Source organism: Ohtaekwangia kribbensis, from assembly GCF_042676245.1.
Classification (GTDB): domain Bacteria; phylum Bacteroidota; class Bacteroidia; order Cytophagales; family Cyclobacteriaceae; genus Ohtaekwangia; species Ohtaekwangia kribbensis.
Genome location: NZ_JBHTKA010000001.1, coordinates 2,195,484 through 2,209,773, shown reverse-complemented (window position 1 = coordinate 2,209,773; position 14,290 = coordinate 2,195,484). Strand labels below are relative to the sequence as shown.

The window sequence follows — 14,290 nt, the reverse complement described above, 5'->3', positions numbered from 1 at the left end:
TATTGACCTATAGCTTATTCCTTGTCTACTATTTCTCTAAGCTTCTTGATTCAAGAATGCTCTTTGCATATTCGAACGCCATAAAGAATACACTAAACTTGATATATTCATCGGTTAACTCTGGTTCACAGAACCAATCATTCAATGCGTTCGCCTTATCGTCACCAATAGAATTAACTAACTCAGTAAGATCGCTGTTACTTGAATTAAAAACCAATTCATCACGGTAGCCATCATCTTCAATGCCCCATTTTTTAGCTAAATTGATTAAGTGATGCAAGCACGAAGGAATTTTTTGCCTATTCATATTACAATGCAAACTTCTACACTAAGGCTTATCATCATGATTCCTTACTAAATCGTTTGATCCAACCATCTTCAGTTATCAATTCTGCTTTCAACATTTCACTTATTTCTACCAAGTTCACCCTTTGATTAGCGGACTCATAGTAAATCTTAAATTGATCGTTTTCTTCAAACACTCCCAGTAAATCAAAAACTAAGGAGTTCATATTTTCAATGATATACGCATGAAGTAAACCTTTTTCCTCCTCTGTCAACCTCTCGAAAATCAGATTGTACTTCTGAGAATTTACGTTCTTGATTCCCTTGTTAATTTCCTGTCTAAGCCCTTTATAGTATCTATCCAGAATCTTAGTAACTATTAGTGCTCCGTATTCATCAAGGATTTCTTTATTGGATTTCATTCAAATTAGAGTTGAATAGGTTTATAGCTTAGCGCCTTTATATATATCTTTAAAAATACTGTACTGAGTAACTTCCCATTGTGCATTTTCTATGTCAAAATAGATACACTCTAAGTGATTCAATCCAGCGTTTTCCTTCCTAAAATCATTAAAAAATAAGCTGAAAGCTCAAGGCTTTTTAGTCATTTCATTTCATCTGAATATTCACTAAACCTATCAATCCAACCTCCTTCAATCATGTGTTCTGCTTTTAGCATTTCACTTATTTTTGTTAAGTCAACCTCGTTACTCTCTTCGGAGTATAAAATTTTATAGCGAGGGTTTTCTTCAAAAATTTTAAAAAATTCGAAGAAAGAAACTTCGAAACTTCCCCTCAAAATTTTTTTCAAATCTGAAAATTGGTCATCAGTTAATGATTTTAAGAAGTCACATTTCTCCTTAAAAATAGCAGGAGGATTCTCCTTAACTCGCAAACTAGTTACTTGCTTAATGTATCCATCAAAGCAGTCTTTAATTATTCGCTCGCCCAATTCATCTAGAATTTCTTTATTGCTTTTCATTTATATTACTTAATGTTTGGTCCATTCCATGGAATATTTTTTATTTCTGTGACACCCTGAGCTTTTAAGTCTTCCAATGCTTTTACTACCCAGCCAATAGAAAAATCTTCCGGGACACCTGCGTTTTTCATTGCTAGTATTTCTATGTCCGCCATTATGTCAATTGTTAAAGATGCATCAGGGTTTGCCTTTTTCCATGCCGTATACAATTTATTTTGTTGTCCTGTAATAAAAGTGTGGACTTTATCTATACCTGAGATCTTGTCAAGTTCCGATGTAGCCACACTGAATGCTTTTTGATAGTCATAAGCCAAATCTTCTTCAAACGCTTTCTTAGCGACAGGATGATGGCCTCCAACACGACTATATTGTCCCGTGTTATTCAGTGAATATTTTGCTTTGCCCTTGAGACGAGCTAGTGTATTATCAATTTGATCACTTAGCTTAACTACGCTTTTGGCAACTCTAAGACCAGCTTCACTACCCTCTTCAACAACTTCCAACGAACCCTCTACAATCTTCTTCGTGTTATTATCAAGGTATTGTACGTTGGCTAATTTTGCCAAAATTCTTTCTCCGCCGTATTTCCAATATATATCTTGAAGTACACCATTCAGTAGTCTTCCTATTTGCTTCTTGCTAGCTCCGGCAAAAATGAGAATCTCATCCTTCGATTTGATCATCAGTTTAAGACCAGATTTATAGGCAGTAGATATAAAGTTCTTAACCGGTTGGCTGAACTTCGAAATATCAATAACCTTACTACCAATCTTTATTACCAAAGCTGTTACACCGGCTTTGGCAAATGCTTCGGCAGGTATCACATCGAGTATACCCAGTACATGCTCCCACATCGCCAACTCTTCACCTGTACGCCAGTGCTTGCCAGTGATCCAACCTTCTATTGTACCCGGTGCAGCCATTAACATGTCGGCAAAAAATACTAATGACTTAGCTTCCCAATTTGTACCGTGATATAGCTTGTCATCTTTAATGGCCCATGTAGTTCCAGAACCACTCACCAAACTCTTCCAGTGTTATATCGCGCGCCTCAAGGTAATCGATCTTATAGATGTCGTGCAGAATATGGAATATGTCTACTGCTGACTGTTTACTGGTAAACGTAACTTCTGTAGTTATACTGGCATCCTCAGATATTTTGAGAATAGCAATCGTCTTGCATTCATTCTCTCCATATACCAAGTATACATCATCGTATAAATCCTGGTCTTCAAACTGCTCTTTGAGAATTTTTGCGGCACGCTCCCAGTAAGGCGCCCGCCACCATGACTCTAAAAACTCCTGCTTGGCAGCTTCCGCTACGTAAGGGCAAAGGACATCCTCAGCTTCCTGGAGTTGTTCTTTTGTGAGTATATCGGCAAATTTCTGATTGTCTTTTAAATCTCCTTTGGCAAGTTCAGTGATTGCTTCTTTCGCAGACTGATTTTTAAAGACACTTGAAACAAGCTTATTTAGTAAATCCTTGTTATTCTCGATCTTATCCGTGTACGACTTTGTTATCTTTAGTTGCTCCTGATTGTCGGGCATGCAGGTTGGCGCATAAGAGAATATATCTGCCATTGGCCCTGCACCTTTCGGAAATATAGGTGAACGGACAGATGTTATTTTTGAAGCTAACTGATTGCTAAATCGCTTAACGATTTCAGCTATCAACTTTGCTTCCTTTGTACCTGAATAATCGGCAACAGCTGCACCGCCTGTCGCCTGAGGAGGATTGTCTTTCTTCGTTACCTTCCCATCCGCGCCAACGGTATAGCTATTGCCCACAGCGTCCGCTATAACTGTCTCCTTTGCCTTACCGGTTCGTTCATCCTTCTTCGGCTCGAGCGTTTCCTATATCTTCACCTAGCCTAATTTTTTTTGCACTACTCGAAGACCCGTCCATCTCAACCTCTGTAAAGGATTTCGCTGCATCAAAGAAAATCCACATACCATTTTCGATCTACGACAAAGATTATTAAAGCTGAATGGGTTTATAAGTCAACGCCTTGTCTACGATTTGTTCTGGTGTCAAATCATCGTAATAGATCAAATCTGTTACAGATGGATGTGGAACATTCATTTCTAAAATATCGATAAGTTTATTGACTTCTTCCTCAGTTTTTCCTGTCGGGGTAGTAATGTCTTTTACTAATTGGATTAGCTCTTCTCTTGTCATCGCCATAATTATTTTCTTAAAAGGTAAATGTATAGTCTATTATTAGTATCCATATCCATAATGGTATGCAGGATCTAGTATCTCCTTATGATACTTAGGCGTCACTATATATAAGTTATCCATATCATAAACTCCACCTCCTTGATTGATAGGAGTTTTATGGTGAAGAACATAATTTCTTTGTCCTCCTAATTGCTGGGACGATCTAACAAACGGTGCTCCTCCCTCTTTCATTCTTGAAACTTGTTGAGGCTCAAATTGGCTCGCCAAGCTTGGTTCGTTAGCAACTTCCTTCCAAAATGCTTCTCTAAATTCATCAAAATTCTTGAACTGTTTGCCTTTCAACTTGTCCGCAACTGACTTGGGAAATAGACCGGCATTTCGCTCAGTCCCTCTCAGCCATTGTCCAATTATTGACTTACCATTCCCTGTAGCAGTGCCGGGTAACCTGCGCGCATTAGCTAGGACAGTAAAATCTTCACCACTTCTTACAAGGTCTGTTGTGATCTCACTAACATCATCCGCTATTCTAACGCCAACTTCTTTTCCTTCTTCAACAATCTCCAACGTTCCCTCTACAACCTTCTTAGTGTTGTCATCGAGGTATTGTACGTTGGCTAATTTCGCTAAAATTCTTTCACCACCATACTTCCAGTATATATCTTGAAGCACACGATTGAGTAGCCTTCCTATTTGCTTTTTACTGGCTCCGGCAAAAATGAGAATCTCATCCTTCGATTTGATCATCAGTTTAAGACCAGATTTATAGGCAGTAGATATAAAGTTCTTAACCGGTTGGCTGAACTTCGAAATATCAATAACCTTACTACCAATCTTTATTACCAAAGCTGTTACACCGGCTTTGGCAAATGCTTCGGCAGGTATCACATCGAGTATACCCAGTACATGCTCCCACATCGCCAACTCTTCACCTGTACGCCAATGCTTGCCCGTGATCCAACCTTCTATTGTACCCGGTGCAGCCATTAACATGTCGGCAAAAAATACCAATGACTTGGCCTCCCAGCTGGTGCCGTGGTATAGCTTATCATCTTTAATGGCCATGTAGTTCCAGAACCACTCGCCAAAGCTCTCCAGTGTTATATCGCGTGCCTCTAGGTAATCTACCTTATAGGTATCGTGCAGAATGTGAAAAATATCTACATCTGACTGCTTACTGCTAAACGTAACTTCTGTAGTTATACTGGCATCCTCAGATATTTTGAGAATAGCAATCGTCTTGCATTCATTCTCTCCATATACCAAGTATACATCATCGTATAAATCCTGGTCTTCAAACTGCTCTTTGAGAATTTTTGCGGCACGCTCCCAGTAAGGCGCCCGCCACCATGACTCTAAAAACTCCTGCTTGGCAGCTTCCGCTACGTAAGGGCAAAGGACATCTTCAGCTTCCTGGAGTTGTTCTTTCGTGAGTATATCGACGAATTTCTGATTGTCTTTTAAATCTCCTTTGGCAAGTTCAGTGATTGCTTCTTTCGCAGACTGATTTTTAAAGACACTTGAAACAAGCTTATTTAGTAAATCCTTGTTATTCTCGATCTTATCCGTGTACGACTTTGTTATCTTTAGTTGCTCCTGATTGTCGGGCATGCAGGTTGGCGCATAAGAGAATATATCTGCCATTGGCCCGGCACCTTTCGGAAATATAGGTGAACGGACAGATGTTATTTTTGAAGCTAACTGATTGCTAAATCGCTTAACGATTTCAGCTATCAACTTTGCTTCCTTTGTACCTGAATAATCGGCAACAGCTGCACCGCCTGTCGCCTGAGTAGGATTGTCTTTCTTCGTTACCTTCCCATCCGCGCCAACGGTATAGCTATTGCCCACAGCGTCCGCTATAACTGTCTCCTTTGCCTTACCGGTTCGTTCATCCTTCTTCGGCTCGAAGGTTGATTTGTTGCCGTCAGTATCAATGGTAATGATCTTTCCGTCTTCAATATATACTGTGTCTATGGTGCCGGGAATGGTATAGTCTGATGCTATAGCTATAGAGGTACTGTCGCCAGATTTTTTCTGTGCTACTGGTTTTTCTCCTATACGGTGTGCCTTCTCTAAAAGCTGGTCCGCCCTGCCACCCGGAGTGTGGATTGACTCGAAACTGCCTCCATACATTTCATGGAATTCGTTAACTGGTCCTGAAAAACTAACATGTACCCATGCTCCGTTGAACCAGGGTACCTGCATCCAGCCTTTACCAGTATAATTACCATGGCCACCTGTAACTTCTTCGACACGAAGCTTAAAGCCACGCATCGTTATTGTATCGCCGGGTACCAGCGCCATCAGTGGTGTGGTATTTCCGGAAGGTATATAGGTATCTTCTTTGCCGCACTCGTACTGCGGTGCGGTCTTCTTTTCGGTGTGGAAATAAACCGAACCTGAATAGTCGCTATACTGTGGCTTTGCTTCTGACCGGATTTGTACTTCGTATTCAGTGTCCGGTTGCAGGTCGGTGATTCTTTCCCATAGCTGATCGCTTACTTCTTCGTACCAGATACCGGAAGCTTCTGTTCCTTTTTTTCTATACCGAAGCCGGTATTGTTCCGGGGCAGCGCCATCACCGGCTGGTTGCCATCGTAAAATCAGTACCGAGGAATTACCAGTATTATAGTCCTGTCTCAGATTCTCGGGTATACCTAAATAGCTTCCATACTGAAAGATATATACTTCGCTTTTCCCATCGTTCTTAAATAAATCCCTGCCATCAACATCCCGGGTCTGAACCTGCCATGCATACTTTCGTCCTGGTATAAGTGCAGGTTCAGCAGGACCGTATACTATTTGGGTTGCGTTTGTGGTTGTCTCGTATAGCGGTTGCTGACTGAGAAAAGCGTCATACGGATTTCGGTTGGCAGGCCAGAGTTCGATCAGCCTGAATATATATTCCGTTGTGAAAGCTGAATTAGGCGAGCCTGTGTGTCGTGGCGTCCATGTAAAGGCAATGTTGGTGGGGTCAAGTATTTTTACTTTGTCATTATTCTGCGGCAGGTTCAGTAATACAGGGTCGTTGAGGATAATCCAGGCGATAGAAAAGCCTTTGTTACTTACGGTTGTTCCCCGATTATAGTCCAGTACCTCAAATGAAAACCGGTATATACCTTCCGGCAGCTTTGCGCCTTTGGTATAGTTAGCTTTACTGATGCCGGCAAAATCAAGATTAGCAGGATTAAAGTACTCTGCTAAATCTTCTCCATACAGAATGTTAGGCACGCCACCACCCTGAAGAATGGTTGGTTGAGGAATAAAGTTTTGCCGGGTACGAATGGTTATACCTACACCTTCTACGGTAAGTCTGAACTTGCACCGGTACTCTGGCAGTGTGGGATCTTTGAGCTGTATAGTTACCTGCAGCTTTTGAGATCCGGGTTCTACATAGTCAGAAAGGTATGGCGAATACGGACTATGGATTGCCGGAGTGATATTGACGGGGAACGACTGCGCTATTGCCTTCTGTGTAAGCGACACGATAAGGACAATCAGCAGGTACTTTATAAAACGCTTCATACTTACTTCAGCTCCACTACTCTAAACCTTCATTCAGGATAGTGTTGTATAACATTCAAAAACACATTAAGGTAAAGCGTTATTCAGATAATAGATTTAGGGAGTACCATTTTTGAATATCAGGTTATGAAATCCAGATATAGATGTGCACGGATATCTTCGTGACTTTGGGAACATAAATTGATAGGCGGTATAGTTTTGAATAAACTCCTAACTTTAAAAGTATCAAATCACCCGGAAGGACATATATTTTAAATCATGTAAGGTTAGCATGAAGATTATACTTCAAAAACATCCTATACTGGATTTATCCGGTATAGGATGTGTCAGAAAGTTTACATACCACACTCATACCTATCCATCAACGTGTAGAAGGAAATCCCAACGTCTGTCTCCGCTATAATAAAATGAAGCACTGGAGTAGTAATAATCCTCAGCGTATTTACAAAGACGGGCTTTAACCGGGTTCTGATGTATATAGTATATCTTCTGCCAAAGAACTTTGCTCGACCACAACGATATACTCAATGAATTGCGCTCCCACACCTGGCGCTTTCTGTCTTTAGCATTTACAACTAAATCTTCTTGAATCGGTGATTGCTCGTTGCGTAAAACTTTTAGTATCTGCTGACTGGTATATCTTAAAAAATCACGTTGGACTGCTTCGCGTGTATTTAATGTAACGTCAAACTTCAGTGTGGGCTGCGGGTGTGTTTTGTTGGTGAAGAACATCAACAAAGGCATGGTCGAATAAAAAGATTCCAAGCAATAGAATGTATTATATATTACACGAGCCCACCTCATTCTTCAAAAGAAGAAGCTGAAACGCTAGCTGGCATTTGCACTATCAATAAAGCTACTAATTGCATCGTACAGATCCTTCGGATTGTCATAAAAAACAAAGTGATTGCTATTAGGAATTTCTTGAATCGGCACATTACTACTCCTTAGCTGAGGTATATATGAAAGTGATCTGTTTTCGCTACCATAGATAAATATTCTTGGAATGTCCATTTTTAAGAATTGCTTCAGTAGCTCGCCTGTAGCAGAATATTGTACCGTTTGGAAGCTGTAATGAAAATAGGACTTAATGTTCGTATTCAACTGCAAGTTGTTTGCAATGATATGGTATCCCGCGTTACCCTTAGCCCTCATCTCGTGTATTGTTCTGGCGAAGATTTGGCTACGAAAAGTTTCGAAATCGTAGGTAACGACTTTTCTGGAAAACATACAATCCTCGGGCATTAAATTTCCTTCAATGTTTATGTATGCCTTCACTTTTTTGCGCCCCGCTCCATTCAAATAAAGCATTGTTGTTAATCCTCCCATGCTTGTTCCGCACAGGATGAAATTATGGAGCTTTAGCGCTTCGATAAAGGCATCAGTAATTGCGACTAAGTCATCAACATTGAACGGTGAGTCATCGTAATACGTTGAGTTGCCAGTTCCTGGATTATCGAAACCTATCAAGGTATGATCGGCTAGCGAATTAGATTTACACGCCTCCCAATAGTTTTCCTTGGCGCCTCCCAGACCATGCACAAAAAGTATGGTCTGTTTCGTTCCTTCCCGATAGAAAAACTCAATATCGATGTTTCTCTCTTTATACAAAATTTGAATCATCTTGATTTGTGGCTGCATTTTTTTCATTGTTATGGCGCGTCAGTGAATTGTACGATAATCAACTATTGGGAACGTAACTGTTATCGTTGACGCCAAGATAATTGAGGAATGCGCATAACTTATGTGCGAATATTGCTAGTTTTAGGAACGCTTGACGCATGGTCGTTAATACCTGTCCATTTACGAAGACCTCCGATCTCCACTTAGCCAAGTCCCTTGGAAGTAGAAATGTTATAGCACTACATAACGCGAATCAGGATTATATCGAACCACACACAGCTCCATTTTCAGTAAAATATGTGTTAAAAGGAACGGAGTTGTACAAATGCGAAAAGCAAACATTGTCTGTTCATCCTCACAAGTATCTTATCATCAATAAAAATCAAACGTACTCAAGTACAATTGATACTATTGATACGACCGCATCTTTTTGTGTATTCTTTTCCGATGAATTTGTATCGGATGCACTTCAATTTGCTACGTCTTCAAATGAATATCTCCTTGAAAACCCATCCGGTTTTTATACCCGAGAATTGAATTTTGACCAGAAGCTCTTTTGGTTGGATAAAAAAATGAATGCCCTACTGACTATACATAATGATGAGGCCTATTTAAATGATGATCTAAAGACGGATGAATGGTGTGCTCAACTCTTGAAATTACTGATGTCTACTCATAAGGAGGAACAGATAAAAAGATCCCGTGTTGTGGCACTCAAACACTCAACTAGGCAAGAGTTATATAAGCGCCTATGTTATTCAATAGATTTTATTAACGAATACTTCAATACTCCTATTTCGTTAACGCAATTATCAAAGGTATCGTGTCTTTCGAAATTTCATTTCTTGAGAACATTTCAGCAGGTATTTAAAACAACACCGTATCAATACATCACATCATTGAGATTGCAGTATGCTTGTCAATTGTTAAAAGAAACCGACCTACCCATAGGTGATGTTTGCCTTGCAAGTGGTTATTTTGATGAAAGCTCATTCACTCGGCTATTTCATTCTAAATTAGGCGTAACTCCTCGATGGTTTAAAAAAAATAGTTAAGCAGACCCGGAACATTGCTTCTTTATTTCGCCTTTATTTTTAAGTTACTTTCTCCCTTGCTGCTTCCGAAATAGTATCCGTAAACACCCTCGACAAAGCTATGCCTTTGGTGTTCTTCACCAACAAACACCCACACGCATACCTATCCATCTTCGCTATATATATATAAAGGAGGCGTTGGAATAGTAATAATCCTCAGCGTATTTACAAAGACCGGCTTTAACCGGGTTCTGATATATATAGTTTATCTTCTGCCAAAGAACTTTGCTCGACTGCAACGATATACTTAATAAATTGATATACTTAATAAATTGCGCTCCCACACCTGGCGCTTTCTGTCTTTAGCATTTAAAACTAAATCTTGTTGAATCGGTGATTGCTCGTTGCGCAAAATTTTTACTATCTGCTGACTGGTATATCTTAAAAAATCACGTTGGACTTGCTTAGTATAAACCGTAACGCGATTGCCGTTCAGTCCCGCTTTGGCAATACATTGTTAGCGGTGAGTTTTTTTATCTTCATCGCTTTTATATTCTAAAATGTCGCCAGGTTGGCAGTCCAACGCTTTACAAATAGATTCCAATGTGCTAAAGCGAATTGCCTTCGCCTTGCCTGTCTTTAAGATAGAAAGGTTAGATAATGTCAAATCAACTCTTTCTGAAAGTTCATTCAAAGAGATTTTGCGCTTTGCCATCATCACATCTAAGTTTACAATGATCGGCATAGCTTAAACAGTTAAATCATTTTCGTTTTGAATATCTACACCTTTTTTGAAAATAGTAGCAATGATATAGATTACAGCGCCCATCAAAATGAATGCTTGGCTGTCTGCCCAAAATTGATTTAAGTTGTCTGGAACAAAACCGTGATGCATTAAATTTTTAACGAACTGCCGGGCGATGTAACTCAACAGTCCTATAGTAATAGTATAATAACTAAGGTGTGAAATTTGTGTCGAAACAAAGCTGTTGAACGGTTTTGATAAATCCATTTTGTGCATTAGCCTGATAACTATGTAAAACAAGCAAGCTTTTAAAATTGAAATGATTAGAATGAAGCTATAGATGCCGAAAAATGCTAATCTACTGTCATTATACATTTGAATTAAGTCCAACTTTTGATAAAGATTTTGGATGAATTCAGGTTTGTAAAGACTGAAAAAGAAATTTACCAGTAAGCCTCCTGCTTCAATAGACAAGCCTACAAAAATGAACCAAGCCACAATATATAAGCCCCAAAATATGAAGTTGTTTGTTTTTGACATAACAGTTTAATTTAAAACTATGTCACAAAAATAATAAATATTTATCGATAAACAATAAATATTGATTTTAATTCAAAATATTCTGTCAATTCTCTTTGGCAAGCAGTGTTGTCAGTTATAATGACGCCTAACGCATCAGAGCCTGGGCGCAGTATTTTTTTTTGAGAGCATCGGATTGATACACCATCGTCCGTTACTGTACACATCCCATCACATAGGAAAGTAAAATTCCTTTCCTATAGCGTCTAATCAAAGTATAAACTTTCGGCACGATTATTATTTCTACATTTAGATAATATTATTTCATGTCATGAAGAAATACCAGCTTGGCGAGTTCGAAGAGATCGTTATCCTCGCGATCGCCATTCTCAACAACGAAGCCTATAGCGTTGCTATAAAAGATGAAATTGAATCGCGGCTTGCGCGCAGTGTGAGCATGGGTGCACTCCATACCGCGCTCAACCGACTGGTTGATAAAGGCTATCTCCGTTCGTTCGCAGGCGAAGGAACTGAAGAACGCGCAGGCCGCCCCAAGCGCTATTTCGAAATTACAGCGATGGGTAAAAAAGCGATGATCCATGCAAAAGAAACGCGCGATGAATTGTGGCGTGCTATACCAAAAACAGTTTGGCAAATTACGATAGCAGGAGCAGGCCAATGAAAAATTATACCGAACAACCACCCCGGCTCTTCCTGAAGTTCTTCCGCTGGTTCTGCCACCCGCGCATGCTCGATTATATAGAGGGCGATCTGCTGGAAGTATATAAAGTGCGTGTAAAGAAGTTAGGCAAGCGTAAGGCCGATATCAAATTCATGATCGATGTGCTGCTGCTCTTCAGGCCCGGCATCATCAAACCCCCTGGTAAATATAGAAATGTAAACAACCCTGTTATGATTAGAAACTACCTCAAGATCGGCTATCGAAATATAGCGAAGAACAAAGGCTACTCGTTTATCAATGTTACCGGGCTGGCCCTGAGTATAACGTGTGCCATTTTTATTTTCTCGTTCGTAAAGTATAACCTGAGTTTCGATAACTTCCACCAGAACCCGGATCGTATCTACCGAATTGTAACGGAGCTTCATCGCGATGTTATCGCCTACAGAAGCAGTGTGCCTTCGCCACTCGGAGAATTCTTTCGTAACGACCATACCTACGGTGAAAAAATAGCGCGCGTATTTACCGAGCGTAATGCATTAATCACGTTACGAAACGGAGATAACCTCGTCAAGTTTGAAGAAACAGAAGGTATAGCATTCAGTGAAACCGAGTTCTTCGATATTTTCAATTTCCCTTTGCTGCAAGGCTATAAAGAAGAAGTGCTTGCTGAACCCAACACTGCGATCATTACCGAACGCATCGCGAAGAAATACTTTGGCGATAAAGATGCGGTCGGAGAAACGTTTTGGCTACAAAATAAATTTCCCTTTACGGTTACGGGTATATTGAAAGATTTACCTTCTAACACCGATATAAAGTCGGAGATTTTTGTATCGTATAGCACCCTTAAAGCTTACGACCCGTGGCTGGCCAGCGATACCGATGGCTGGGGAGGTATACGCGATGGTATGAAATGCTATACATTGCTTCGCCCGAATACGTCTATTACGAAGGTAGAAGAAGTGTTGTCTGCTTACGTGAAGATATACCGGCCTACCAGTAAAAATGTACATCACTATAAATTGCAGCCACTTGCTGATATACATTTCAATTCGAATTATGGCGGTGCTATGGCAAAAAGTAACCTGACGATTGTGTTTGTGATTGGTTTGTTTCTGATCGTAACGGCTTGTGTAAACTTTGTAAACCTGGCTACGGCACAGGCACTGAAACGTTCCAAAGAAGTGGGCGTGCGAAAAGTACTGGGCAGCTTAAAGACGCAACTCTTCTGGCAATTTATATTTGAGACAGGCATTATCACTTTTGCTGGTATAGTTATAGCAGCCATACTGTCGTATACTATATTTCCGTTCGTCAACCAGTTTTTCAATACGCAGATTCCTGTTAATGTATTTTCAGATCCATACCTGGTAGTATTTATAGTGGCATTGGGTATAGCCGTAACATTCTTTGCCGGCAGTTATCCGGGTTTGGTGCTGGCAGGCTTTCAGCCGGTTGCGGCACTCAAGGGTAAACTTTCACGGCAAACCATTGGTGGTTTTAATACCAGACGTACGTTGATCGTAGTGCAGTTTGCTATATCGCAGGTGCTGATCATCGGCATGGTGGTGATCACAAACCAGATGCGCTATACACAGCAGTCAGACCTTGGTTTTAATAAAGATGCTATTGTGCTGGTAGCAATGGCAAACGGTACTACACGCGAACAGGCCAAGACCATGAAAACGGAGATACAGCGCATTCCGGGTGTTGAAAAACTTTCACTGTGTTTTACAGCACCTTCATCCGAAGAGGATTGGGGCAACTCGATCCGCTTCGAGAACAGCAGTGAAGAAGTAAACTTCAGAACGAGTATAAAATCAGCAGACGCAGACTATATATCTACCTTCGATCTGAAACTGGTGGCCGGAAGAAACATTCAACCGTCTGACACCGTGCGTGAGATGATCATCAACGAAGCGATGGTTCGCAAACTGGAGTTGAAGTCTGCCGAAGATGCCATCGGTAAAATGATTACCGCCAACGGAGGTTCCATGTATGCGCCTATCGTGGGCGTTGTAAAAGACTTTCACGATAAATCATTTCACGAAGAGATCAGTCCCATACTGATCACAACCTATACGAACGACTATTTAAATTATGCAGTGAAGCTGAACCTGGCCGAAGCAAAATATACTATAGCTGCCATCGAAAAGTTGTGGTTGCGACAACATCCTGACCAGATCTTTAAATACCAATTTGTAGATGAGAGTATAGAACGCTTTTATGAATCGGAGAAAACAACGCTCAGGCTGATCCAGATCTTTTCGTTCATCGCGATTATCATCGGCTGCCTCGGGCTCTACGGACTGGTGTCATTCATGGTGTCTCAAAAAACAAAAGAGATCGGCATTCGCAAAGTATTGGGTGGCACGGCCTCGCACATCGTCTGGATTTTTGGACAGGAATTTACGCGTCTTATCGTAGTAGCATTTTTAATCGCGGCTCCTATAGGCTGGTGGTTCATGAACGACTGGCTGCAGGATTTTAAATTTCATACAACAATAGGGCTATCCACCTTTATGCTTGCTATAGGTTGCTCCCTAGTGGTTGCTGCCGCTACGGTGTGCTACCAGGTAATTCGTACTGCAATGGCTAACCCGGTGAAGTCGTTGCGGATTGAGTGATGTAGTTATTGAGGTGTGAGGTGTATAGGATAATAATTGTTCTATGCATCTCACGTGTTACTGTCAGGCGTTTCGGAACTATTTTC

At 40.6% G+C, this 14,290-nt stretch carries 14 protein-coding genes; 3 read left to right on the top strand and 11 right to left on the bottom strand.

Annotated elements, in window-relative coordinates:
• Positions 1 to 28: 28 nt before the first annotated feature.
• From ACFQ21_RS08940 to ACFQ21_RS08900, 9 genes are all read right to left on the bottom strand, one after another.
• Positions 29 to 307 (bottom strand): hypothetical protein, encoded by a 279-nt coding sequence (locus ACFQ21_RS08940; protein ID WP_377577863.1) that lies wholly within the window; start codon positions 305 to 307, stop codon positions 29 to 31.
• A 34-nt stretch (positions 308 to 341) separates the two neighbouring features.
• Entirely contained in the window at positions 342 to 707 is a 366-nt protein-coding gene (locus ACFQ21_RS08935) for a hypothetical protein (RefSeq protein WP_377577859.1), read from the bottom strand.
• Between the two features lie 182 nt (positions 708 to 889).
• On the bottom strand, positions 890 to 1,267 hold the full coding sequence (locus tag ACFQ21_RS08930; protein ID WP_377577857.1) for a hypothetical protein: 378 nt from the start codon (positions 1,265 to 1,267) through the stop codon (positions 890 to 892).
• A 5-nt stretch (positions 1,268 to 1,272) separates the two neighbouring features.
• Complete coding sequence (locus ACFQ21_RS08925) at positions 1,273 to 2,289, bottom strand: hypothetical protein (RefSeq protein ID WP_377577854.1); 1,017 nt, start codon at positions 2,287 to 2,289, stop codon at positions 1,273 to 1,275.
• Entirely contained in the window at positions 2,258 to 3,055 is a 798-nt protein-coding gene (locus tag ACFQ21_RS08920) for a hypothetical protein (protein ID WP_377577852.1), read from the bottom strand. The genes ACFQ21_RS08925 and ACFQ21_RS08920 overlap by 32 nt, the downstream gene beginning before the upstream one ends.
• Positions 3,056 to 3,245: 190 nt before the next feature.
• Positions 3,246 to 3,452 carry a bacteriocin immunity protein gene (locus ACFQ21_RS08915; RefSeq protein ID WP_377577849.1) on the bottom strand — a complete coding sequence of 69 codons (207 nt, stop codon included), beginning with the start codon at positions 3,450 to 3,452 and terminating at the stop codon, positions 3,246 to 3,248.
• 36 nt (positions 3,453 to 3,488) lie between these two features.
• On the bottom strand, positions 3,489 to 6,974 hold the full coding sequence (locus ACFQ21_RS08910) for a fibronectin type III domain-containing protein (RefSeq protein WP_377577847.1): 3,486 nt from the start codon (positions 6,972 to 6,974) through the stop codon (positions 3,489 to 3,491).
• A gap of 354 nt (positions 6,975 to 7,328) precedes the next feature.
• The gene (locus tag ACFQ21_RS08905) at positions 7,329 to 7,739 is read right to left on the bottom strand and encodes a hypothetical protein (RefSeq protein WP_377577844.1); all 411 of its coding nucleotides are present in this window, start codon (positions 7,737 to 7,739) and stop codon (positions 7,329 to 7,331) included.
• Positions 7,740 to 7,802: 63 nt separating this feature from the next.
• Positions 7,803 to 8,624 carry an alpha/beta fold hydrolase gene (locus ACFQ21_RS08900; protein WP_377577842.1) on the bottom strand — a complete coding sequence of 274 codons (822 nt, stop codon included), beginning with the start codon at positions 8,622 to 8,624 and terminating at the stop codon, positions 7,803 to 7,805.
• 272 nt (positions 8,625 to 8,896) lie between these two features.
• On the opposite strand from ACFQ21_RS08900, the gene ACFQ21_RS08895 reads away from it, so the two are divergent.
• Positions 8,897 to 9,652, top strand: coding sequence for a helix-turn-helix transcriptional regulator (locus tag ACFQ21_RS08895; RefSeq protein WP_377577839.1), 756 nt, complete (start codon positions 8,897 to 8,899; stop codon positions 9,650 to 9,652).
• 496 nt (positions 9,653 to 10,148) lie between these two features.
• On the opposite strand, the gene ACFQ21_RS08890 is transcribed toward ACFQ21_RS08895, so the two are convergent.
• The gene (locus ACFQ21_RS08890) at positions 10,149 to 10,376 is read right to left on the bottom strand and encodes a helix-turn-helix domain-containing protein (protein WP_377577837.1); all 228 of its coding nucleotides are present in this window, start codon (positions 10,374 to 10,376) and stop codon (positions 10,149 to 10,151) included.
• 3 nt (positions 10,377 to 10,379) lie between these two features.
• The gene (locus tag ACFQ21_RS08885) at positions 10,380 to 10,916 is read right to left on the bottom strand and encodes a DUF2975 domain-containing protein (RefSeq protein ID WP_377577834.1); all 537 of its coding nucleotides are present in this window, start codon (positions 10,914 to 10,916) and stop codon (positions 10,380 to 10,382) included.
• Between the two features lie 310 nt (positions 10,917 to 11,226).
• On the opposite strand from ACFQ21_RS08885, the gene ACFQ21_RS08880 reads away from it, so the two are divergent.
• Together ACFQ21_RS08880 and ACFQ21_RS08875 are read left to right on the top strand one after the other, a co-directional pair.
• The gene (locus ACFQ21_RS08880; RefSeq protein WP_377577831.1) at positions 11,227 to 11,577 is read left to right on the top strand and encodes a PadR family transcriptional regulator; all 351 of its coding nucleotides are present in this window, start codon (positions 11,227 to 11,229) and stop codon (positions 11,575 to 11,577) included.
• Positions 11,574 to 14,204, top strand: a complete 2,631-nt coding sequence (locus ACFQ21_RS08875) for an ABC transporter permease (RefSeq protein ID WP_377577828.1) — start codon at positions 11,574 to 11,576, stop codon at positions 14,202 to 14,204. Before ACFQ21_RS08880 ends, ACFQ21_RS08875 begins: the two co-directional genes overlap by 4 nt.
• Positions 14,205 to 14,290: the final 86 nt, after the last annotated feature.